The sequence below is a fragment of the Rhizobium anhuiense bv. trifolii genome (assembly GCF_024346605.1).
In the GTDB taxonomy this organism is placed as follows: domain Bacteria; phylum Pseudomonadota; class Alphaproteobacteria; order Rhizobiales; family Rhizobiaceae; genus Rhizobium; species Rhizobium anhuiense.
Genome location: NZ_CP098803.1, coordinates 2,912,262 through 2,935,018, shown reverse-complemented (window position 1 = coordinate 2,935,018; position 22,757 = coordinate 2,912,262). Strand labels below are relative to the sequence as shown.

20 protein-coding genes and 1 riboswitch are annotated in these 22,757 nt (G+C 63.3%); of the genes, 14 read left to right on the top strand and 6 right to left on the bottom strand.

Translation table 11 applies throughout. The features are described 5' to 3' along the window. Window positions 1-31: 31 nt before the first annotated feature. A complete protein-coding gene (locus tag NE851_RS23185; protein WP_003560194.1) occupies window positions 32-187 on the top strand; it encodes an entericidin domain-containing protein in 156 nt (51 codons plus the stop codon). A gap of 51 nt (window positions 188-238) precedes the next feature. Here NE851_RS23185 and NE851_RS23180 read toward each other — a convergent pair whose 3' ends face one another. Both NE851_RS23180 and NE851_RS23175 read right to left on the bottom strand, forming a co-directional pair. Then, window positions 239-580 carry a hypothetical protein gene (locus NE851_RS23180; protein ID WP_049813409.1) on the bottom strand — a complete coding sequence of 114 codons (342 nt, stop codon included), beginning with the start codon at window positions 578-580 and terminating at the stop codon, window positions 239-241. A gap of 31 nt (window positions 581-611) precedes the next feature. Beyond that, the gene (locus tag NE851_RS23175; protein ID WP_028756553.1) at window positions 612-1,613 is read right to left on the bottom strand and encodes a glycine betaine ABC transporter substrate-binding protein; all 1,002 of its coding nucleotides are present in this window, start codon (window positions 1,611-1,613) and stop codon (window positions 612-614) included. Window positions 1,614-2,268: 655 nt separating this feature from the next. Here NE851_RS23175 and NE851_RS23170 point away from each other — a divergent pair. From NE851_RS23170 to NE851_RS23160, 3 genes are all read left to right on the top strand, one after another. After that, a complete protein-coding gene (locus NE851_RS23170; protein ID WP_028756554.1) occupies window positions 2,269-3,723 on the top strand; it encodes a cobyric acid synthase in 1,455 nt (484 codons plus the stop codon). 122 nt (window positions 3,724-3,845) lie between these two features. Next, window positions 3,846-4,616 carry an SDR family oxidoreductase gene (locus tag NE851_RS23165; RefSeq protein WP_028756555.1) on the top strand — a complete coding sequence of 257 codons (771 nt, stop codon included), beginning with the start codon at window positions 3,846-3,848 and terminating at the stop codon, window positions 4,614-4,616. Between the two features lie 133 nt (window positions 4,617-4,749). Continuing rightward, the gene (locus NE851_RS23160) at window positions 4,750-6,006 is read left to right on the top strand and encodes an adenylate/guanylate cyclase domain-containing protein (protein ID WP_049813410.1); all 1,257 of its coding nucleotides are present in this window, start codon (window positions 4,750-4,752) and stop codon (window positions 6,004-6,006) included. 28 nt (window positions 6,007-6,034) lie between these two features. On the opposite strand, the gene NE851_RS23155 is transcribed toward NE851_RS23160, so the two are convergent. Then, window positions 6,035-7,825: a chloride channel protein gene (locus NE851_RS23155; protein ID WP_028756557.1), complete on the bottom strand. Its 1,791-nt coding sequence runs from the start codon at window positions 7,823-7,825 to the stop codon at window positions 6,035-6,037. A 258-nt stretch (window positions 7,826-8,083) separates the two neighbouring features. Next, window positions 8,084-8,479, top strand: a riboswitch (cobalamin riboswitch). A gap of 222 nt (window positions 8,480-8,701) precedes the next feature. On the opposite strand from NE851_RS23155, the gene cobU reads away from it, so the two are divergent. From cobU to cobO, 4 genes are read left to right on the top strand one after another with little or no spacing between them, the layout of a single operon-like run. After that, window positions 8,702-9,211 carry a bifunctional adenosylcobinamide kinase/adenosylcobinamide-phosphate guanylyltransferase gene (cobU, locus tag NE851_RS23150; protein ID WP_028756558.1) on the top strand — a complete coding sequence of 170 codons (510 nt, stop codon included), beginning with the start codon at window positions 8,702-8,704 and terminating at the stop codon, window positions 9,209-9,211. A 4-nt stretch (window positions 9,212-9,215) separates the two neighbouring features. Next, window positions 9,216-10,265: a cobalamin biosynthesis protein CobW gene (gene cobW / locus NE851_RS23145; protein ID WP_028756559.1), complete on the top strand. Its 1,050-nt coding sequence runs from the start codon at window positions 9,216-9,218 to the stop codon at window positions 10,263-10,265. A 4-nt stretch (window positions 10,266-10,269) separates the two neighbouring features. Next, on the top strand, window positions 10,270-14,118 hold the full coding sequence (gene cobN / locus NE851_RS23140; protein ID WP_097630995.1) for a cobaltochelatase subunit CobN: 3,849 nt from the start codon (window positions 10,270-10,272) through the stop codon (window positions 14,116-14,118). Then, a complete protein-coding gene (gene cobO / locus NE851_RS23135; protein ID WP_028756561.1) occupies window positions 14,115-14,765 on the top strand; it encodes a cob(I)yrinic acid a,c-diamide adenosyltransferase in 651 nt (216 codons plus the stop codon). Before cobN ends, cobO begins: the two co-directional genes overlap by 4 nt. A gap of 5 nt (window positions 14,766-14,770) precedes the next feature. Here cobO and NE851_RS23130 read toward each other — a convergent pair whose 3' ends face one another. The 3 genes from NE851_RS23130 to NE851_RS23120 all read right to left on the bottom strand — a co-directional run bounded on the left by NE851_RS23130 (window position 14,771) and on the right by NE851_RS23120 (window position 16,824). Beyond that, entirely contained in the window at window positions 14,771-15,565 is a 795-nt protein-coding gene (locus NE851_RS23130) for a helix-turn-helix domain-containing protein (RefSeq protein WP_028756562.1), read from the bottom strand. Then, entirely contained in the window at window positions 15,565-15,930 is a 366-nt protein-coding gene (locus tag NE851_RS23125; protein WP_028756563.1) for a nuclear transport factor 2 family protein, read from the bottom strand. The genes NE851_RS23130 and NE851_RS23125 overlap by 1 nt, the downstream gene beginning before the upstream one ends. Window positions 15,931-16,038: 108 nt before the next feature. Then, entirely contained in the window at window positions 16,039-16,824 is a 786-nt protein-coding gene (locus NE851_RS23120) for a TSUP family transporter (protein WP_028756564.1), read from the bottom strand. Between the two features lie 101 nt (window positions 16,825-16,925). Between NE851_RS23120 and NE851_RS23115 the strand changes: the two genes are divergently transcribed. From NE851_RS23115 to cbiB, 6 genes are all read left to right on the top strand, one after another. Then, window positions 16,926-17,345: a cobalamin biosynthesis protein gene (locus NE851_RS23115; protein ID WP_028756565.1), complete on the top strand. Its 420-nt coding sequence runs from the start codon at window positions 16,926-16,928 to the stop codon at window positions 17,343-17,345. Between the two features lie 71 nt (window positions 17,346-17,416). Next, a complete protein-coding gene (locus NE851_RS23110) occupies window positions 17,417-18,370 on the top strand; it encodes a nucleoside hydrolase (protein WP_028756566.1) in 954 nt (317 codons plus the stop codon). Between the two features lie 190 nt (window positions 18,371-18,560). Continuing rightward, window positions 18,561-19,400, top strand: a complete 840-nt coding sequence (gene cobA, locus NE851_RS23105) for a uroporphyrinogen-III C-methyltransferase (protein WP_028756567.1) — start codon at window positions 18,561-18,563, stop codon at window positions 19,398-19,400. Next, a complete protein-coding gene (locus NE851_RS23100; RefSeq protein WP_028756568.1) occupies window positions 19,397-20,704 on the top strand; it encodes a cobyrinic acid a,c-diamide synthase CobB in 1,308 nt (435 codons plus the stop codon). Before cobA ends, NE851_RS23100 begins: the two co-directional genes overlap by 4 nt. Then, window positions 20,701-21,723 carry a threonine-phosphate decarboxylase CobD gene (cobD, locus tag NE851_RS23095; protein WP_028756569.1) on the top strand — a complete coding sequence of 341 codons (1,023 nt, stop codon included), beginning with the start codon at window positions 20,701-20,703 and terminating at the stop codon, window positions 21,721-21,723. Before NE851_RS23100 ends, cobD begins: the two co-directional genes overlap by 4 nt. Further along, the gene (gene cbiB / locus NE851_RS23090) at window positions 21,720-22,700 is read left to right on the top strand and encodes an adenosylcobinamide-phosphate synthase CbiB (RefSeq protein ID WP_028756577.1); all 981 of its coding nucleotides are present in this window, start codon (window positions 21,720-21,722) and stop codon (window positions 22,698-22,700) included. Before cobD ends, cbiB begins: the two co-directional genes overlap by 4 nt. Window positions 22,701-22,757 lie beyond the last annotated feature (57 nt).

Here is a 22,757-nt window from a genome sequence, read left to right as displayed (position 1 = left end):
TCGGGGTTGATTTCAAACAAGGATATCCGAGATGACGACAACGGCCAAAATTGCCGCAGCTTTTATGGTTCTTCTTGCCCTTTCCTCCTGCGGCAACACGATCCGCGGCATAGGGAAAGATACGGCAAACACCGTGAACGCCACCCAGGATGCCGGCCGCTCGGTCGACCGCGCCGCGAAGAAGTAACGACTATTCAGATTGCTGCTGGGATCGCCAGATCAGGTGCTGACCGGGGAATCAAGTGTTGACCGGGGGATAAACCTTTTCCAGCCCGCCGGATCGGCTAAGGCCGGTCCGGAACGCCTGGTAGGCGGGATGCTGGCTGGAGCGGGCGGTTTCCGTCAGCCGGATCTGCAACCGGCCGGGCGCCTGAGTCCCGAGCCACATCCCAAGACTTTCGAGTCTCAAAGAGTTCAGGAAACGCGATCCGGCGGCAAGATCGAGATGGCGGCGCAGCCCGTCGAGCAGATTGTCGTCCTGGGCAGCGTTTTCCATGAGCAGCGCCAGGTATGACTTGTCGGCCTCCGACAGGGCGGCGAGCTTTTCCGCAACGGTATCGCGGTCGGGAAAGGGAATCATCGAATCGCCCGTGGTAATGGTGTTCTTACCGTTATAAACTTGCCTTGACCTTCTCGGCTACATCGGCCGGCACCCATTTCGTCCACAGACCCTCGTAATTGCGAAGGAAATAGATCGCGGCATCCTCGTTGCTTTCGCGGTTTTCGTCCTGCCAGGCAAGCACCTGATTGATCGTCTCATTGTCCCATTTGCGGGTCTTGAGATAGGTCGCGACAGGCCCCGCCCGGCTGGCGAAGGACCTGGTCATCAGCGTGAAGGCGCGTGAGACCGGGTAGGAATTGACTTCAGGTCTGGCGCAGCCGGCAACGGCGGTGCAGCGGTCCCATTCGTTTTTGTTGTGGCCGACACCGAAGCTCAGGCGCGTCATGTCGTATTTGCCGAGGATGGCAGTCGGCGCCCAGTAATAGCCTAGCCAGCCGACCTTGTTTTCGAAGGCATGCGCAATCGAGGCGTCGAGCCGCTCGGGGCTGCCGGTTTCGACGAGCTCGAAACCCTTCTTATCGGCGGCAAGCGCCTTAAACAGGTTGGCGGTGGATATCTGGCAACTCCAGTCGGCGGGGCAGTTGTAGACTGCGCCCTTCGACGGATCGTCCTCGGCGGGAAACAGTTCAGGATGTTTCAGCGCGTCCTCGACCGAGCGGATGTCGGGGTGGGCGTCGGCGATGAATTTCGGGATCCACCAGCCCTCGACGGCACCGTCGGCCAGGATCTCGGCTCCCTGCACCAGCCGGCCGCTGTTGACCGCCTGATCGAGCAGGGACCTCACCGAATTGATCCAGTATTCCGAGGCAATGTCGGGGGTGCTTTTTTCATTCATCGAGGCGAAGGTCGGCAGGGTGTCGCCGTCGATGATGGTGACGGAGCAGCCATATCCGTTTTCCAGGATGATCTTGTCGAAGCTTGCGGCAATGCCTGCCGAAGCCCATTTCATTTCGGCGATCGAAACGCTGCCGCATTCGGCGGCTTCGGCCGGCGCAACGGTGGAAAGAGCCGCGGCAAAGACGGCCGGAATCAGAAACGTCTTCATCGTCATTCCCCGAATTCTTCTCAGGCGGACGCGCAGCAGGCTCTGAAATCCACCGACAAATCTCTCCGGCACCCGAAGCGAAAATGTCTGCCGGGCGATGCCGTGCAGGCTTTTCCGGTTCATCGGCACCGTCCGTCCTTGCGGCTCCGGCAGCTCGTCGCAGGCCATGTTCAACAATGGCGTATTTGGATGAAGCCTACGCGTTCGCTCGGAGAAATCAACCGTCTTCTGCTCATGGTTGCGTGACTAAATGATTGAATTCGAAGAATTTATGACATCATCCCGAAAATGGCGCCCTCGGGCGAAATGCACGCTGTTCGCGATCGGCGGCGGATCTCCGGCAGAAATTTCGACGAGGATGTCAAAAAAGATCAAAATTAACATTTGCGTAAGCCTTCAATAACTCTCCGGTAAGAATGTGCCGTTATCAGTTGGGTCGTGGCGGCAATGACCGCCACTTCTCTGGTTCAGGTAGTGCGTACCGGAGAAAGCGAGCTTCGCCGTGTAAGGGTGAAGACGCCTGAGTTTTCGGCAAACCGCGCAGAGCCAAGGCCATGCGCGGTTTTCGCGTTTGCGGGCGGAGCTTGACCCGGGCCAAATCTTGACCCGGGATTGCCGTCCATTGTAGGCCTCGCTGAACAGAAGACGGATGCGAGCCACCATGGCAAGAGCGATCATGCTGCAGGGAACCGGCTCGGATGTCGGCAAGACGGTGCTGGTCGCCGGCCTTTGCCGGCTGGCGGCCAATCGCGGTCTGGCCGTCCGGCCGTTCAAGCCGCAGAACATGTCGAACAATGCAGCGGTCGCCGATGACGGCGGCGAGATCGGCCGGGCGCAGTGGCTGCAGTCGCTGGCGGCGCGCACGCCATCCTCGGTGCACATGAACCCGGTGCTGCTCAAGCCGCAATCGGAAAACGGCAGCCAGATCATCGTGCAGGGCAGGGTGTTCGGACAGGCGAAGGGGCGCGATTACCAGCGACTGAAGCCGCAGCTGCTCGGCGCCGTGCTCGAGAGTTTCGAAAAAGTGGCTGCGGGCGCCGACCTCGTTATCGTCGAGGGTGCGGGGTCGCCGGCCGAGATCAATCTCAGGGCCGGCGATATCGCCAATATGGGCTTTGCGACGCGGGCCGGCGTGCCCGTCGTGCTCGTCGGCGATATCGACCGCGGCGGCGTTATCGCCTCGCTGGTCGGTACGCATGCGATCCTCGACGATGGCGACCGGGCGATGATTGCGGGCTATATCATCAACAAGTTCCGCGGCGACGTCTCACTGTTTGACGACGGCATCCGCGCCATCGAAGGCTTTACCGGCTGGCTGTGTTTCGGCGTGGTGCCGTGGCTGCCGGGTGCTTCGCGCCTGCCTGCCGAGGATTCTGTCGTGCTCGAACGTCTGGCGCGGGGGGAGGCTGGTGCGCTGAAGATCGCCGTGCCGGTGTTGCCGCGCATCGCCAATTTCGACGATCTCGACCCGCTGAGAACCGAGCCGGATGTCGAACTGGTCTTCGTGCGATCAGGCGAACGGCTGCCTGCCGATGCAGGCCTGGTCGTCCTTCCCGGCTCGAAATCGACGATATCGGATCTCGCCGACTTCAGGGCTCAAGGCTGGGACCGCGATCTCCAGGCGCATGTCAGGCGCGGTGGCCGGGTGATCGGCATTTGCGGCGGCTACCAGATGCTCGGCCGGACGGTGCACGATCCGCTTGGGCTCGAGGGCGGGACGGTCGAGACGCCGGGGCTTGGGCTTCTCGACGTCGAGACCGAGATGGCGCCGGAGAAAACCGTGCGCAACAGCCATGCCCGCTCGACCGAATACGACGCACCGCTGGCCGGCTACCAGATCCATCTCGGCATCACCCGCGGCCCGGATTGCGACCGGCCTTCGGCGATTATCGACGGCACGCCTGACGGGGCGCTTTCGGCTGACGGCCGGATCATGGGCACCTATCTGCACGGGCTGTTCGGCAGCGACGCCTACCGCGCCCGGCTGCTTCAAAGCTTTGGGCTCTCGGGCGAGCGGCGGAACTACCGCGAGAGTATCGACCAGGCGCTCGACGAGGTCGCCGGAGATTTGGAACGTCACCTCGATCCGCGTTGGCTGGCCGGGCTGCTCGGTTAGGCCAGGATGTGTCCCGGGTGGGGCGGTCACACTGCCATCCGGTGTCACCGTTCTGCTCTTGCCAAATTAGTTGACTGAGTCCATTAATTGTCGCGGCGGACCCTTTGAGAGCGACGAAAACCATGAGCATATTGGATAGATTTTCATTGGCAGGTCAGGTGGCGCTGGTGACCGGCGGCGGCCGCGGTCTGGGCTTCGAGATGGCGCGCGCCCTTGCTGAGGCCGGGGCGCATGTCATCGTCAACGGACGCACGGCGGCGACGTTGGAAGAGGCCGTCAGGACCATCCGGGCTGCGGGCGGCACGGCGGAGGCCGTCGCATTCGATATCGCCGACCGCGAGGCACAGCGTGCTGTGATCGCCGATATTGACAAGATCCATGGCCGTCTCGACATTTTGATCAACAATGTCGGCGCCCGCGACCGACGGCCGCTGGCCGAATTCGACGATGATGCGATCTTGGAGTTGCTGCGCACCGATCTGGCGGCGGCGATGACGCTTTCGCGGGATGCTGCCGTGCTGATGAAGCGACGCAATCACGGCCGCCTGATCGCGGTGACCTCGATCAGCGGCCATGTCGTCATGCCCGGTGACTGCGTCTATCCGGCAGCCAAGCAGGGATTGACCGGCCTGATGCGCGGCATGGCGGTCGAATTCGGCCCGCACGGCATCACCAGCAACGCAATTGCGCCCGGTTGGTTTGCCACCGAGACGAACGCGGCGATGGCTGCGAACGAGGAATTGATGCCCTTTGTGCGCCAGCGTATACCGGTTCAGCGCTGGGGACGGCCGGACGAGATCGCCGGCGCGGCGCTTTTTCTGGCAAGCGCCGCCGCTTCCTTCGTCAACGGCCACGTACTGACGGTGGACGGCGGCATGACAGTCAGGATGTGAGATATCGGTAGGCGCTGCGGCACCATCTTTCACTTCTGCGGCACTCTCACAGCTCCTCGTCGGCAGGCGAATGACTGATTGTCGTTGCCGGAGACCACGGCTAGAAATATCTGCCTGACTCGACTATTGGTTGATGTGGCAACCCCGGTGGTCATCGCCGTCCATTTGCCCGATTTCCGACCATAATCTGCGTCGGTCATTTGGAGGTTCGGAAATTAACAATCATATTCAGTGGCTTATAGAACATGGAATCACAGCTGAGCATATTGGCGAGCTGATAGCCGGATTGTGCGATCGGCTGATCGCGGATGGCTTTCCGATCTGGCGGGGAAGCATCTCGATGCCGTCTATTCATCCCATGTATGGCGGCGTCTCGGCCAATTTCGTCCGTGGCGGTGCGACCACGATCGAGAATGCCGAATATGGCAGTGCGGCAGTGCTGAATTTCGAGAAGACGCCGATCTATTTTCTTTTGGGCCGCGGCGAAACATCAGGTCGATGGAACATCGCCAAGGGTGAGGGTGTCGATGACTACCCGCAGCTTGCAGAATTCGCGCATGCCGGCGGCACGGATCACCTGGTCAGCCTGCTGGAATTCCCGAAGGAGGCTGCGCTGCGTGGCGTCAGTCTGTCTCTCACAAGCGATAGGCCGGGCGGATTTTCTGATGATCAACTGGCGATCGTCGCGAAGCTCTTCCCAGCGCTGGGGCTGGCTTGTTATCGCATTGCGGCATCGAAAACCGCATCGGATATCCTTGCCGTCTATACAGGCGCCAAGACAAGTGCACGCATCCTTGCAGGCGATATTCAGAGGGGAAAGGGAGGGGCGATCAATGCTGCAATCCTGCTTGCGGACCTGAGAAACTTCACGGCGCTGACCGAGATCTATCAGCCGGGCGAAATCGCCGGGTTTCTGAATGAACATTTCGAGCTGATCGGCTGGCATGTCGAGGAAAATTTGGGCGAGATCCTCAAGTTCATGGGCGATAGCGTGCTGGCGATCTTTCCGACAGATGCTGAAGACCCGCAAAAGGCCTGCATGGCCGCACTGGCTTCCGCAAGGAATATTCTAGAAGCCAACAAGGTGCTGAATGGTCAGCGGAGGAATGATGGAGGTCCTGACATCGGCGTCGATGTCGTGCTGCATCTCGGCGAGGTCTTCTACGGAAATATCGGCGCACGCGGCAGGCTTGATTTCACGGTTATCGGCAGCGCCGTCAACGAGGCTTCGCGGCTTGAAAAACTCTGCGGCACGCTCGGACATCACCTTCTGATGTCGGAAAGCTTCGCCGTCACCTGTGCCGTCGCCAACGACTGTCTGGGATCTTTCGAATTGCGCGGGGTTTCGAAAGCGGTAAACGTGTTCAAGCTCGCCGACATGGTATCCTGAAACGACGATCCGGTCGGCGCGACGACGCTTAAATCTCGCCTGAGACCTCGCGGCGGCGGCGGTCGAGTTCCTCGCTGTAGCGGCGTAGCGTATAGCTTTCGCTGAGCTGGCCGATCACCTTGCGTTCGATCAGGTTGTTGACGACGGCGAGAGCTTCGCTTTCGCTCTTGTCGAAGATCGCCGCCGCCTGCCTGGCATTCATCTGCGGCTGCAGGAAATCGTTGCGGTAGTGGATGAAATCGGCAAGCGTCTTGCCCTCGTCCTGTGCGTCGGTCGGATTGGCGTAAATCTCCGGCACCAGCACGAGGCCCGCATATTTGTCGCTCTCCTCGACGAGGACGACGCGTTGGACCGAGCCGATCGGGAAGGCTTGCTTGAATTCTTCCAGGGAGATGCTCGCTTTTGCCGTCTTGACGTCGGCGCGCATCAGCTTGTCCACCGTCAGGTTGCGAATCCAGCCGACATCGTGGGCGCTGCGGATGCTTTCGCCGCGCAGGTGGAAACGCCATGTGGCGAAGGAATAGCCGAAGGTCGAGCGTACGACGAGGGACGAGGTGATGACGGCGGCGAGCACCAGCGCGGTGATCGGGAAATCGCCGGTGATTTCGAGCGCCAGGAACGTCATGGTCAGCGGTCCGCCGATAACGGCGACGGCAAGCGAGCTCATGCCGACCACGGCATAGATGACGGGGGTCAGCGTCGCATCGGCGAAATAGGGTCCGCAATAGGCAAAGAGCTTGCCGAGCAGGGCGCCCATGAACAACGAGGCGAAGAACAGGCCGCCCCTGAAGCCGGAGCCGATCGAGATCGCCGAGGCCAGGGATTTCAACAGGAAGAGACCGATCAGTGTCGGGATCGCCACCTCGCGGGAGAGGTTGAGATGCAGCGCGCCGTGGCCGGCCGAGAGCACCTGCGGCGAGATCATCGCCAAGAGCCCGACGATGACGCCACCGAGCGCCGGGCGGAAGGGTGGGGCGATCGAACTCTTGCGCGCCAGTTCCTCGACGAAGGAGACGCCCTGCATGATCAGGATACCGATGCCGGCGCAGAAGGCGCCGAGCAGCAGCGCCGGGATATAATCGGCCGGCACGACCGAGCCGAAGCTGCCGATATCGATGGTGAAATCACCATCGGCAAGCAGCCTTGCGACAAGGGTGGAAATGAGAGCTGAGACGACGACGGGTGTCAGCGACACGATCGTATAGGTGCCGATGATCAGCTCGAAGGCATAGAAGGCGCCGGTCAGCGGCGCGTTGAAGGCGGCGGCGATGGCGCCCGCCGCGCCGCAGCCGACGAGGATGCGCAGGTCGGAGCGGCGAAGCTGCAGCTTCAGGCCGAATTTCGAGGCAAGGCCGGCGGCAAGCTGGGTATAGCCGGCCTCCAGTCCGACCGAGGCGCCGAACCCGTTGGAGATCAGGTTCTGGACGGCAACGATGATGCTGTCGGTCAAGGATAGACGGCCGCCATGCAGCGCATTGGCTTCGATCGGGTCGACCATCGGCTTCTTGCGCCGTTTCGCCAGCACCAGGAGCAACAGGCCGAGCAGAGCGCCGCCGATTACGGGCGCGGTGAGCAGCAGCATCTTGTTCTCGATCTCGGATGAGCTCAGCCGCTCGCTATCGGCGATGCCGAAGACCAGCTGATGCAGCTCGCTCGAGACGTAGCTCATACCGGTGACGGCGAGACCCGAGATGATGCCGACGACGGCGCCCGCCAGTGACAGGCCGACCTCGCTGCGGCGGGTCAGCGCCCGCAGGCGGCCCGGATCGAAGAAAACACGCAGCGCCCGGAAACGGCGCCGATCCAATTTCATAAGCATGGCTAGACAACTAGGCGGGGAGAGGCCCGGTCAAGGGCGGAGATGGTCGCGCAGTCCGCTTGCGACGCAATTGCGGCGAAAAGCCGGCGCCCGGGACAAATATTTATGACGTAAGCCTCTGATAAATGACGATATTTTAGGTAGAGTAAGTCGTGTTGACAGGGTTGGGCCATCTGCTCGGAAGCTGACCGGCCGTCAAGGCCGGTTGACTTCACACCCCGGCTTGCCTAACCATCCCTCAACGGATGGTCGCCCGACCATCCTGACATAACGGATGGTTCCGGATCGGTGTTGCGCCCTTCCGGATGAAAAGGGAATGTGAAGGGGCGGACCCAAACCGGGCGCCTTCATCACAGCCGACCCCGCGACTGTAGAGCGGTCAGGGTCTTCCATCCGGCACCGAGCCCCTCCGGCCGGCGGCTTGCAATCATGCAAGCGGGCGGGATGGGCGATATGCCGGAAAAGCCACTGGAGATGCATGGTGATCAACCGGGGTCGGACGCCTCTAAATCTACGAATCGTCCACCTTTTCACCAATGCAGCCGGGAAGGCGAGGATGATCCGCCGGCACGATCAGGGCGACCGGTTTCCGGTCTGCCCCGATCGCGGCCGATAACCGCGAGCCAGGAGACCTGCCATTACGTGCCGGGCCAGAAGCCCACACCTGGGCACTACGCCCGTTGCCAGCACGGAGGTTGTCTTGGCTGAACGATTGAATTCAGCGCGGCCTGGTGCGGCGCTCGCGACGCCTCCAAGCAGCCCCGCAAGAGGAGTGCTTTCGGCCGGTTATGTCGAATACTCGGTCCCCCCAGCAGTCGAAAAAGGTGCACTCGGAACAAGCCACGGCTACGCACCCTCCCTGAGGAGCGTCTGAGCATGACCACCATCTTCATCCTCGGCGGCGCGCGCTCCGGCAAATCCCGCTTCGCCGAAGCTCTCGTCACCGCGACCGGCCTCGACCGCCACTACCTTGCCACCGGCCGGGCCTGGGACGAGGAGATGCAGGCGCGTATCACTCAGCACAAGGCCGACCGCGGTCCGTCCTGGACGACGCATGAGGAGCCGCTCGATCTCGTCGGTAAGCTTGGCGCCATCGACGGCGAGGGACGCATCGTGCTGATCGACTGCCTGACGCTCTGGGTCACCAATCTGATGATGGAGGAGCGCGACATGGCGGCGGAATTTGCAGCGCTCGCCGATTTCCTGGCCGCCGCGAAGGCGCGGCTCGTTTTCGTTTCCAACGAGGTCGGCCTCGGCATCGTGCCTGACAATCGCATGGCGCGGGATTTCCGCGATCATGCCGGCCGGCTGCACCAATCGATCGCGGCGAAGGCCGCCGAAGTTTATTTCATCGCGGCAGGCCTGCCGCTGAAAATGAAGGGTTAAGTTCATGAACCAGCAGAAAATTCCCGCAACCGTCATCACCGGCTTCCTCGGCGCCGGCAAGACCACGATGATCCGCAACCTGCTCACCAATGCCGGCGGCAAGAAGATCGCGCTCATCATCAACGAATTCGGCGATCTCGGTGTCGACGGTGACGTGCTGAAGGGCTGCGGCGCGGAGAATTGCACCGAGGACGACATCATCGAACTCACCAATGGTTGCATCTGCTGCACTGTCGCCGACGATTTCATTCCGACGATGACGAAGCTGCTCGAGCGCGAACAGCGGCCCGACCACATCGTCATCGAAACCTCGGGCCTCGCCCTGCCGCAGCCGCTGGTCGCCGCTTTCAACTGGCCCGATATCCGCACGCAAGTGACCGTCGACGGCGTCATCACGGTGGTCGATAGCGCCGCCGTTGCCGCCGGCCGGTTCGCCGACGACCATGATGCCGTCGATGCGCGCCGCGCCGAGGATGAATCGCTCGATCACGAAAGCCCGATCGAGGAGCTGTTCGAGGATCAGCTCACCTGCGCCGATCTCATCGTGCTCAACAAGACCGACCTGATCGACGCGGCAGGTCTTATCAGGGTGCGCGACGAGGTTGCCTCCCGCACGGTGCGCAAGCCCGCGATCATCGAGGCGAAGAACGGCGAAGTCTCGGCCGGCATCCTACTCGGCCTTGGTATCGGCACCGAGGACGATGTCGCCAATCGCAAGTCGCATCATGAGCTGGAGCATGAAGACGGCGCGCCGCACGACCACGACGAGTTCGACAGCTTCGTCGTCGATCTCGGACCCGTTGCCGATCCCGCCGGCTTCGTCGAGAAGCTGAAGACGATCATATCAACCCATGACGTGCTGCGCCTCAAGGGCTTCGTCGATATCGCCGGCAAGCCGATGCGCCTGCAGCTCCAGGCCGTCGGCAGCCGCATCGATCATTATTTCGACCGCGCCTGGGCTCCAGGCGAAAAGCGCACGACGCGCCTCGTCGTCATCGGCCTGCACGAGATGGATCAGGACGCGGTGAGGGCGGCAATCGAAGAGCTGGCATAAACCAATGCATCTGCTTCTGGCCCAGCAGGGAACGATCAGCGACGGCGAGGAGGCGATCGACCTCGGGCAGACGCCGGGCGAGATCCTGTTCCTGTCGGCTGCCGACAGCGAGCTTGCCGCGATCGCAGCCGCCCACCGCGACCGCGGTGGGCAGCATTCGCTGCGGCTCGCCAGCCTGATGAGCCTCAAGCATCCGATGTCGGTCGATACCTATGTCGAGCGCACGACGCGGCATGCCAAGCTGATTGTCGTGCGGGCGCTCGGCGGCGCCAGCTATTTCCATTATGCGCTGGAAGCGCTGCATGCGGCAGCGTCCCGCGCCGGTGCGCTGATCGCAGTGCTGCCGGGTGATGCGAAGCCGGATGCCGGGCTCGTCCCTTTCTCCAATGTTGATCTCGACGATCTCAATGCGCTGTGGGCCTATCTGATCGAGGGTGGCGATGCCAATGCGCGGGCCTTCCTCGACTATGCCGGGGCGATGCTGGCAGGCATGGAGAAGCCGGCGCCGGCGGTGCCACTGATGAAGGCCGGCATCTGGTGGCCGGGGCGAGGGTTGATCGGGGTTGAGGAGTGGCGGCGGGTTGTTGCGGAGGAGTCTTGGCGCGTGGCTGCCTCTTTGCCCGGCAGGACAGAGGGGGGTACCTCAAACTCGACGGAGAAGATGGGAATCGAACCCACACCTTCCCCCGTCGTCGCTATCAGCTTCTACCGCGCCCTCGTCCAAAGCGGCGAAACCGGGCCGATCGAGGCGCTGGTCGAGGCGCTGGTCGCACTTGGCCTCCGGCCGTTGCCGGTCTTTGCCTATAGCCTCAAGGATCCCGTTTCGACAGGCATTCTCGAAAGCGTGTTTTCGGCACTGAAGCCCGATGTCGTCATCAACACGACTGGCTTTGCCGTCTCGGCACCGGGTGCGGATCGGCAGCCAACGGTGCTGGAGGCGAATGAGGCGATCGTACTGCAGGCTATCCTGTCGGCTTCTTCGAGGGAGGCGTGGGCGGCTTCCTCGCAAGGCCTGTCGGCGCGCGATCTCGGCATGAATGTGGCGCTCCCAGAGGTGGACGGCCGGGTGCTGGCGCGGGCTGTCTCCTTCAAGACGGCGGCGCGTTACGATGCGGCTGTCGAGACGAATATCGTCGCCAGCGAACCGGATGCCGGCCGGGTGCGCTATACGGCGGAGCTTGCCGCCAACTGGGCGCGGCTGCGGAGGGCTTGCGCCGGCGACCGGCGCATCGCGCTCGTCATGGCGAATTATCCGAATCGCGACGGTCGGCTCGGCAACGGCGTCGGCCTCGATACGCCGGCCGGCACCATCGAAGTGCTGAAGGCTATGCGGGCGGCGGGTTATCCGGTCGCCGACATTCCGGCCGACGGCGATGCGCTGATCCGCCATCTGATGGAGGGACCGACCAATTCCGGTCATGACGGTAAGATCATCCGAGAGACGCTTTCCCTGAGTCTCTACAACGGCTTCCTGGAATCTCTTCCCAATCAGATTCAGGATGAGGTGAGAGCCCGTTGGGGCGATCCCGAAGACGATCCGTATTTTCGCGGGGGCGCTTTCGCTCTGCCGTTTGCCCGGTTCGGCGGTGTGCTCGTCGGTATCCAGCCGGCGCGCGGCTATAATATCGATCCGAAGGAGAGCTATCATTCGCCGGATCTCGTGCCGCCGCACGGCTACCTCGCCTTCTACGCTTTCCTGCGCCGCGAATTCGCTGCCCATGCCGTCATCCACATGGGCAAACATGGCAATCTCGAATGGTTGCCGGGCAAGGCGCTGGCGCTGTCGGAAAGCTGCTATCCCGAGGCGATCCTCGGGCCGCTGCCGCATCTCTATCCCTTCATCGTCAACGATCCCGGCGAGGGCACGCAGGCCAAGCGCCGCAGCGCTGCCGTCATCATCGATCATCTGACGCCGCCTTTGACGCGGGCCGAGAGTTACGGGCCGCTGAAAGACCTGGAAGCGCTGGTCGACGAATATTATGAGGCCTCCGGCGGCGATCCCCGCCGCATCCGCCTGCTCAGCCGGCAGATTCTCGATCTCGTCGCCGATATCGGCCTCGACCGCGACGCCGGCATAACGAAGGGCGAAAGCGAGGGTGAGGCGCTGAAGAAGCTCGACGCCTATCTCTGCGACCTCAAGGAAATGCAGATCCGCGACGGGCTGCATGTGTTCGGCGTGTCGCCCGAGGGGCGGCTCTTGACCGATCTGACCGTGGCGCTGGCGCGGGTCCCGCGCGGGCTGGGTGAGGGCGGGGATGCGAGCCTGCAGCGGGCGATCGCGGCGGATGCTGGATTGAGCGGCGTCGTGCGGGGTGCCTCTATCTTCGACCCTCTCGATTGCGACATGGCCACTGCCTGGACCCGCCCGACGCCCGCAATCGTCGCCGATATTCTCGACGCCGCCTGGCGGACCAATGGAGACACCGTCGAGCGCATCGAACTGCTGGCCGCAAAATTCGTCTCCGGCGAGATGGACTGCCCGTCCCTCTGGTCTCAAACCAGATCGGTACTCTCCGAAATCGACACCCGCCTCAAGCCCTCCATCCTTGCCTGCGGCCCCGCCGAGATCGACGGGCTGCTTAAAGGGCTCGACGGCCGGTTCGTCGCGCCCGGGCCTTCCGGCGCGCCGACGCGCGGGCGGCCCGACGTGCTGCCGACCGGCCGCAATTTCTATTCGGTCGACAGTCGCGCCGTGCCGACGCCGGCGGCCTACGAGCTCGGCAAGAAGTCCGCAGAACTGCTGGTGCGCCGCTATGTGCAGGATCACGGCGAATGGCCTGTCTCCTTCGGGCTGACGGCCTGGGGCACGTCGAACATGCGCACCGGCGGTGACGACATCGCCCAGGCTTTGGCGCTGATCGGCGTCAGGCCGCTCTGGGACATGAGCTCGCGCCGTGTCACCGGCTATGAGATCATCCCGCCGGCGATGCTCGGACGGCCGCGTGTGGATGTGACGCTCCGCATCTCCGGCTTTTTCCGCGATGCCTTCCCCGAGCAGATCGCGCTATTCGACAAGGCGATCCGCGCCGTCGGCGCGCTTGACGAGGACGAGGCCGACAATCCGATCGCAGCGCGCATGCGCGGCGAGGCCGCAAGGCTTGCCGCCGCCGGTCTGGACGAGGTCTCGGCAAGGCGCCGGGCGGGCTACAGGGTCTTCGGTTCGAAGCCTGGTGCCTATGGCGCCGGCCTGCAGGCGCTGATCGACGAAAAGGGCTGGGAGCTGCGCGCCGATCTCGCCGAAGCCTATCTCGTCTGGGGCAGCTATGCCTATGGCGCCGGCGAGGAAGGCAAGGCCGAACGCGGCCTGTTCGAGGAGCGGCTGCGCTCGGTGCAGGCCGTCATTCAGAACCAGGACAATCGCGAGCACGACCTGCTCGACAGCGACGATTACTACCAGTTCGAGGGCGGCATGGCGGCGGCGGCCGAACAGCTCGCCGGCGCGCGTCCTTCGATCTATCATAACGACCATTCCAGGCCGGAAAAGCCGGTGATCCGTTCGCTCGAGGAGGAGATCGGCCGCGTCGTGCGCGGACGTGTCGTCAATCCGAAATGGATCGCAGGCGTCATGCGCCACGGCTATAAGGGGGCGGCCGAGATTGCCGCCACCGTCGATTATCTCTTCGCCTTTTCGGCGACGACGGGGGCGGTCGGCGCTCATCATTTCGAGGCGGTCTACCAGGCCTTCGTCGCCGATCCCGCCGTGCGCGATTTCATGATCGAGAAGAACCCGGCTGCATTCGACGAGATGAGGGAGCGGCTGCGCGAAGCCGTCGACCGCAGTCTTTGGACGCCGCGCAGCAATTCGGCCCAGTTCGACCTGGCCGCCAGACAACAGAATGAGGTGAACCAATGAGTGACGAGACTCCTGACAGCGAGATCGCAGAAGCCGGGACCGGCAAGGACGATGCGCGCCACGCCGAGAAGATGGCGAAGAAGAAGGCGGCGCGCGACAAGATCATGGCGACTAAGACCGACGGCAAGGGCCTGATCATCGTCCATACCGGCAAGGGCAAGGGAAAATCGTCGGCCGCCTTTGGCATGATCTTCCGCCACATCGCCCACGGTAAGCCCTCGGCCGTTGTGCAGTTCATCAAGGGTGCGATGTGGACCGGCGAGCGCGACCTGATCGAGAAGCATTTCTCCGATCTCTGCCAGTTCCACACGATGGGCGAGGGTTTCACTTGGGAAACGCAGGACCGCGCCCGCGATGTCGCGGCCGCCTCGGCCGCCTGGGAAAAGGCCAAGGAACTGATCCGCGACGAAAACAATTCCATGGTGCTGCTCGACGAGATCAACATCGCGCTGCGCTACGACTATCTCGACATCAACGACGTCGTCGCCTTTCTGAAGACCGAGAAGCCCGCGATGACGCATGTCGTGCTGACGGGGCGCAACGCCAAGGAGGAACTGATCGAGATCGCCGATCTGGTGACCGAGATGGAACTCGTCAAACATCCCTTCCGCTCCGGCATCAAGGGCCAGCCCGGCGTGGAGTTCTGAGACGGTCAGCTGAGCGCGAGGCTGCGCAGGATGGCCGCCGATTCCTCATCCGCCGGAAAGAAAGATTCGACCGCGAGTTCCGACAACGTGATGTCGACGGGTGTGCCGAAGACCGTCGTTGTCGAAATCAGGGAAAGCAGGCCGGCCTTGGTCGAAAGTTGAAGGGGAACGGCGATGCCGGCATAGTCGGTATGGACCTCGCCGGCAGTTTTAGGCGCTGGATAGGATAGCAACTCCTTCAAAAGCTTGTCCAACATTAGATCGCCCGAAGCCGAGAACTGTTGGCGCAGCCTGCTGATAAGGTGGGCGCGCCATTCGGAGAGGTTTTTGACATGGGGCGCCAATCCTTGTGGATGCAGGCTGAGGCGCAGTACGTTGACGGGTGGCGAGAGCAAGGACTGGTCGGCAACGCCTGAGAGCAACGGCGCAATGGCCGCATTGGCTGCGATGAGTGTCCAGTGGCGGTCGATGGCGATTGCTGGGAAGGGCTCGTGCCCTTTCAGCACCATGTCGATGGCGCGACGGGCCGGTTCCAGTGCGGGATCATCCAGCTTGCGTTCGGCAAAAACAGGAGCGAAACCCGCCGCGAGCAGCAGCGGGTTTCGATCGCGAAGGGGCACGTCGAGCCGTTCGGCAAGATGCAGCAGCATGTCGCGGCTTGGTGTCGAGCGCCCGCTCTCGATGAAGCTCAGATGCCGCTGCGAGATCTCCGCCTCCAGCGCGAGGTCGAGCTGACTCATGCGGCGGCGCTGGCGCCATTCGCGCAGATGGTCTCCAAGCGAGCGGGCGGTCGGCGACATCAGGCGGCTTCCGGCAGCAAATCTATGAAACCGCGCACGGATTTCAGCTTGCCGCCTTCGAGCTCGGCGAAATCTGTGCCCTTGATCAGCGCTTCGCCATTTTCCGGGCCGAGCCCCCAGGAGAAGCGCAGGTTATCGCCGTAGCCGTCGGCCGCGCCGATCAGGGCGAAGCGGAAACCGGGGAAGCGGCTTTGCACCGCCTCGACCAGCGAATTGATCTGCTCATGGCCTTCACCGCGCATCAGTGGGTCAATATAGGTCGCGGCTTCGCTCCAGCTCTCGGCGATGAGGGCGCGGCGGCGAGCGGCATCCGTCTCATTCCAGACGGCGAGATAGCGCTCTGCGTTGTTGTTGGCGTCATTCATCAGGTCATCTCCTCTTGATCGCCCGTCATTCCAGGCAGCCCGATCATGCGGAAGGCGATGTACCGTATCAATTACGCCAGAGGTAATGAAGATGGTCGAGGGTGCGTGTCAGGCGCCGAGCCAGATGCGCAGCGGATTTGCCGGGTTGGCGAGCAGCTTCACCGCAAGGGCGATGCAGACGAAGACGAGCAGCGGCTTGATGAGCTTTGCGCCGATGCGCATGGCCAGCCGGGAACCCAGCTGCGCGCCGAGGAACTGGCAGATGCCCATCAACAGGCCGATCTTCCAGAGGATCGCGCCGAAGCTTGCGAAGACGATGAGCGCGCCGAAATTCGATCCGAGATTGAGAAGCTTGGTGTGGGCCGTCGCCTTCAGCACGCCGAAGCCGGCGAGTGTGACGAAGGCCAGCATGAAGAAGGAACCGGTGCCGGGGCCGAAGACGCCGTCATAGAGGCCGATGACCGGGACAAGCGTCAAGCCAAAGGCGAAGGGTGTGATGAGACGGTGTTTGTCGAGGTCGTTGAGGTTCGGCTTGACGGCAAAGAAGATCGCGATCGCCACCAGCAGCACCGGCATGATCGCCTCCAGCACCTCACCGGGCACGATCGTGGCGAGTGCGGCGCCGAATGCGCCGCCCATGATGGCCATCAGCGCCATCGGCAATTGCTCACGCAGCTCCACATGGCCCTTGCGAGCATAAGCGATCGTGGCCGAGGCGGCGCCGAAGAGGGACTGCACCTTGTTGGTACCGAGGGTCTGGAGCGGCGGAATGCCGGCGATCAGCATGACGGGAACGGTGACGAGGCCGCCGCCGCCGGCAATGGAATCGACGAAACCGGCAAAAAAGGCAGCGATGCAGAGCAGTAGAAGCAGATGGAAGGCGATATCGGGCAAGGTGGTATTCCAGGCAGGGATTTCGGACGGCCTTGTTGCATTTGCCGCACCAAGCTGCAATGGCTGCGAGGACACGGGCAGGGCGCATTCGGCGGTTTTCCATGAGCGATATCTCTTTCGATAGGGCGAGGCGCCACGTGCTCGGCCTCGGTTGCGAGCGGGGGACGCTACCTGCCGAGATGCTGGCGCTTGCGATCGCAGCGCTCGACGCAGCCGGTATTGCTGCTGCGGAACTCGCAGCCATTGCCTCGATCGACAGCCGGAGACATGAGCCGGCAATCCTTGCCGTTGCCGCGCATTTTTCCGTGCCCGCCGTGTTTTTCGACGCGCCGCGGCTGGAAGAGGAGACGCCGCGGCTCAAGAATCCCTCCGCGAAGGTCTTTGCCCGCGTCGGCTGCCATGGGGTTGCCGAGGCAGCTGCGCTGGCGGCTGCTGGGCCGGATGCCGAGCTTGCCGTCGCCAAGATCAAATCTGCGCATGCGACGGCGGCAGTTGCCCGCAGCGGGTTGCAGAAAGCCTAGCCGACGTTATGGTGGCGCCAATTCGCGGCGCCGTCCGGCAGCTTCACGGGTTCACATCTAGAGGATATCTCATGCACAAGGTCATCTATGACACCGACCCTGGCGTCGACGACGCCATGGCGCTTCTTTTTCTGCACCGTCATGCCGAGATCGACCTTCTCGGCATTACCACGGTCTTCGGCAACGCTTCAGTCGAGACGACGACGCGCAATGCGCTCTTCCTCAAGCGCGAATGGAATATTGCGGCACCGGTTGCCAAGGGCGCCAGCGTCACCATCGATTCCTCGCGTGCGGAGCGGCCGTGGCCGGCCATGGTGCATGGCGACAACGGTCTCGGCGATATCGACGTGCCGGAAACGATCGACCTGCCGCTCGATGCGCGCCCGGCGCACCGCTTCATTATCGACACGGTGCGCGCCAACCCGGGTGAGGTCCGCCTCGTCGCCGTCGGCCGGATGACCAACCTGGCGCTGGCGCTGAAGGAAGACCCCGAGATTGCGACGCTGGTCAAGGACGTCGTTATCATGGGCGGCAATTTCTATGTGCCGGGCAATGTCTCGCCGGTCGCCGAGGCCAATATCCACGGTGATCCCGAGGCTGCCGACATCGTCATGACCGCGCCGTGGAAAGTGGCCGTCATCGGCCTCGACGTCACCGCGATCACCACGATGAGCCGCAGCTATCTCGGCGAGATGGCGGCGAGGGGTGATAAGGCTCTCAAGCAGCTCGACGCGCTCTCGCAGTCCTATATCGATTTTTATAAGCACGCGGTCGAAGACGGCATGATGGTGCATGACAGCTGCGCCGGCGTCTATGTCGTGGCGCCCGAGCTGTTCTCGTCGATATCGGGTGCTGTGCGCGTCGTCTGTGGCGGCATCGCCGATGGCCAGACGATCGTCAAGCGGGACGGCCGGCATTTTCCGCCTAATGGAGACTGGGACGGACTGCCGAGCCAGATCGTCTGCACAGGCATCGAATCGGAGAAGGTCATCGACCTCATCCGCAACACGCTGCTTGCCGCCTGACGGCCGGGAAGGCCGGCTGCGCCGCGGCTGGCCTTCGTGATGATATTATAATCTATTCATATTGTTGGGCGGGTTTGTTGTGAAATCGAATCGGCCTCTTTGCGAAGTGAGTCATAGCAATCTCAGCAACTTCCAGTGAGGTGACGGGCGCGGCGTTGACCTTGCCCTTTGCGGGGCCTAGATCAACAGGATGATCGATGCCGCATTCTCCCATCTTCCGGCGCTGGAGCCGGGCAGCGTCTGGCTCGTCGGCGCCGGTCCCGGCGATCCCGGGCTTTTGACGCTGCTTGCCGCCAAGGGGCTTTTCGAGGCCGACGTCATCGTGCACGACGCGCTGGTGAACGAGGAATGCCTGGCACTGGCGCGGCCGGAAACGCTGGTGGAATATGCCGGCAAACGCGGCGGCAAGCCTTCCGCGAAACAGCGCGACATTTCGCTGCGGCTGGTGGATCTGGCGCGCGCCGGCAAGCGCGTGCTGCGGCTGAAGGGCGGCGATCCTTTCGTCTTCGGCCGCGGCGGCGAGGAGGCGTTGACGCTGGTCGAGCACAATATTCCCTTCCGCATCGTGCCCGGCGTCACCGCCGGCATCGGCGGGCTTGCCTATGCCGGCATTCCGGTGACACATCGCGATATCAACCATGCCGTGACCTTCCTCACCGGCCATGATTCCTCCGGTATCGTGCCTGACAGGATCGACTGGGAGGCGATCGGCCGGGGCTCGCCCGTCATCGTCATGTATATGGCGATGAAGCATATCGCCGAGATCAGCGCCAATCTCATCGCCGCCGGCCGGCTGCCGTCGGAACCCGTCGCCTTCGTCTGCAATGCCGCCACCGGCCGGCAGCAGGTGCTGGAAACGACGCTCGGAGAGGCGACCGAGGCTGTTGCCGCCTCCGGGCTGGAGCCGCCGGCGGTGGTCGTCGTCGGCGAGGTGGTGCGGCTCAGAGCCTCGCTCGATTGGCTCGGCGCGCTCGGCGGACGGCGCCTGCAACCCGATCCGTTCCGCCGGTCCGGCAAGGTGCAGGCATGAGCGGCCTCCTGATCGCAGCCCCTTCCTCCGGCGCCGGCAAGACGACGGTGACGCTCGGGCTGCTCAGAGCGCTTCGCCGCCGCGGCATCGCGGTCGCGCCCGGCAAGGCAGGTCCTGACTATATCGACCCCGCCTTCCATGCGGCGGCAAGCGGCACGCTCTGCCTGAATTTCGATCCTTGGGCAATGCGCCCTGAACTGATCTCGGCCAATGCGGCCCTGCATCGCTCCGGCGACCGTATCCTCGTCATCGAGGCAATGATGGGGCTTTTCGACGGAGCGGCCGACGGAAAGGGCACGGCGGCCGATCTTGCCGCCCAGCTCGGTCTTTCGGTGGTGCTCGTCGTCGATGCCTCGCGCATGTCGCAGTCGGTGGCGCCGCTGGTCGCCGGTTTTGCCGGTTTCCGCGCCGATGTCCGCGTTGCCGGCGTCATCCTCAACAAGGTCGGCAGCGAACGGCACGAGGCGATGCTGCGCCAGGCGCTTGAGGCTATCCGCATGCCCGTCATCGCCGTGATCGGCAGCGACAAGGCGCTTTCGCTGCCGGAGCGCCATCTCGGCCTCGTCCAGGCCGGCGAACATGCGAGCCTCGAAGATTTCATCGATCACGCGGCGGATGCGGTCTCCGAGGAATGCAATTTTGAATTCCTGCTGCGCATCGCCAGGCAGGGGCTCAACCGGCCGTCGGCCGCCAATATCGAGCGGCTGATGCCGCTGGGCGCCCGTATCGCGGTGGCACGCGATGTCGCCTTTGCCTTTTCTTATGAGCACATGCTGCTCGGCTGGCGGCGCCGGGGTGCTGCGATCTCCTTCTTCTCGCCGCTTGCCGACGAGGCGCCGGCTGGCGATGCCGATGCGATTTATCTGCCGGGCGGTTATCCCGAGCTGCATGCCGGGCGGCTGGCCGCGGCGCAGAATTTTCGCGCCGGCATGCTCGATGCGGCGGCACGAGACATCAGGATCTACGGCGAGTGCGGCGGCTACATGGTGCTCGGCGACGGGCTGATTGACGCGGAAGGGCGCCGCCACGAAATGCTCGGCCTGCTGCCCGTCGTCACCAGCTATGCCAAGCGGCAACGCCATCTCGGCTATCGCCGCGTCATGCCGCTCGACGGCGCCTTTTTCGCGCGGACGATGACGGCGCATGAATTCCACTATTCCACCGTCGTCTCCGAGGGCGAGGGGAATCGGCTGTTTGCAACGCAGGATGCCCTCGGAACCGATCTGGGTGCTGCCGGCCTCCGGCGCGACCAGGTGGCGGGCTCCTACATGCATCTGATCGATCTGGCCGGAGCTGCCGCATGAGCGCACCGATCGCCCATGGCGGCGGCATCACCGCCGTTGCCGCCACCTTCGGCGGCAGGCCGGAAGACTGGCTCGATCTTTCCACCGGCATCAATCCATGCCCTGTCGCCTTGCCCGACATTCCGGCAAGGGCCTGGCATCGGCTGCCGGACCGGCATCTCGTCGATGAGGCAAGGCGCGCGGCGCGCGATCATTATGGCAGCGGCGAGATCCTGCCGCTGCCGGTGCCCGGCACGCAATCGGTGATCCAGTTGCTGCCGCGCCTCATCGCGGCGGGTAAGCCGGTTGGCGCCATGGACGACAAGGTTGCCGTGGTATCGCCGACCTATGGGGAATATGCGCGCGCCTTCGCCTCGGCCGGTTTTGCCGTCGACGCGGTCGATAATGTTGCCGCAATCGGGATCGAGCATCGGCTCGCGGTTGTGGTCAATCCGAACAATCCGGATGGGCGCATATGGTCGACGGAAACGCTGGTCGCACTGCACGACAGGATGAAAGCGGCAAATGGGCTACTCGTCGTCGATGAGGCTTTCGGGGATACCGATCCGGCGCTGAGCCTGGCGGCTCGCGTGCAAGAACTTTCCAACCTCATCATCTTCCGCTCCTTCGGCAAGTTCTTCGGACTTGCCGGCCTGCGGCTCGGCTTTGCGATTGCGCGTAGCGATATTCTCGCGCGCTTCGAGGATTGGCTCGGCCCCTGGGCGGTTTCCGGCCCGGCGCTTTCGATTGCAGGTTCGTTGCTGCGCGCGGATGTTACTCCGATCCGCAGCCGTATCGATGAACGTTGCGCCGGCCTGCATGCGGCGTTGATGGGAGCGGGATTGCGGACGGCGGGGGGAACGGCGCTGTTTACCCTTGTCGCCGATGCGAGAGCCGGCGACATTTACACGCATCTCTGCCGCCATCATATTCTCGTCCGCAAGTTCGATTATGCGCCGGAGTGGCTGCGTTTCGGGCTGACGCCCGATGGGGCGGCCGATAGGCGGCTTATCGAAGCCCTTCAGAGATTTGAGCGATGACGATCGACGAAAACCTTCTCGTGCTGCTTCTGGCGCTGCTGCTCGACCGGATCCTCGGCGATCCGCAATGGCTGTGGTCGCGGGTGCCGCATCCCGTCGCCATCTTCGGTGCGGTGATCTCCTATGCAGACCAGCAGCTCAACCCATCAAGCCTGACAGGCTCGCAACGCCGGATGAACGGCGTCGCCGCCATCCTGGCGCTGCTTCTTCTGGCAGTGGCCGCAGGCTTGGTGTTCGACCGGTTCTTCGCGCTCTTCGGCCTTGCCGGCATCCTGCTGGAGACCGGGCTGGTGGCGATCTTCCTGGCGCAGAAGAGCCTTGCCGATCACGTCGCGGCCGTCGCTATTGCGCTGCGCGACGAAGGGCTTGCCGGTGGGCGGGCCGCCGTTTCCCGCATCGTCGGGCGCGATCCCGAGACTTTGGACGAGCCTGCCGTCTGCCGCGCGGCGATCGAAAGCCTTGCCGAGAATTTCTCCGATGGCGTGGTGGCGCCGGCGCTCTGGTATGCCGTCTTCGGCCTGCCGGGACTGCTTGCCTACAAGATGCTGAACACGGCGGATTCGATGATCGGCCACAGGTCGGAAAAATACATCGATTTCGGCTGGGCGGCCGCCCGGCTCGACGATGTCGCCAACTGGCCGGCCGCCCGCCTCTCGATCCTGCTGATCGCCGCCGGCGCCTGGATCAGGCGCGGCACCAGTGCCAGCCGAGAAGCGGTTCGGGTGGCGATGCGCGACGGCGGCCTCCATCGTTCGCCGAATTCCGGCCGGCCGGAAGCGGCAATGGCAGGTGCGCTCAATGTCCAACTCGCCGGCCCTCGGGTCTATGGCGGCGTCATCGTGGCCGAGCCGATGATCAACAATCCCGGGCGCGATATGGCCACTGCGGCCGATATCGAGGACGGCGTTTCGGTGTTCTATGCCAGCTGCATGGTGCTTACGGGCATCATCTTCGGGCTGTTCTTGTGTTTTCTCTAGGGTACATCACGCCCGGTGGACATGGCCGCCGCAAAGGTTTATTCGAACCGCCTCATA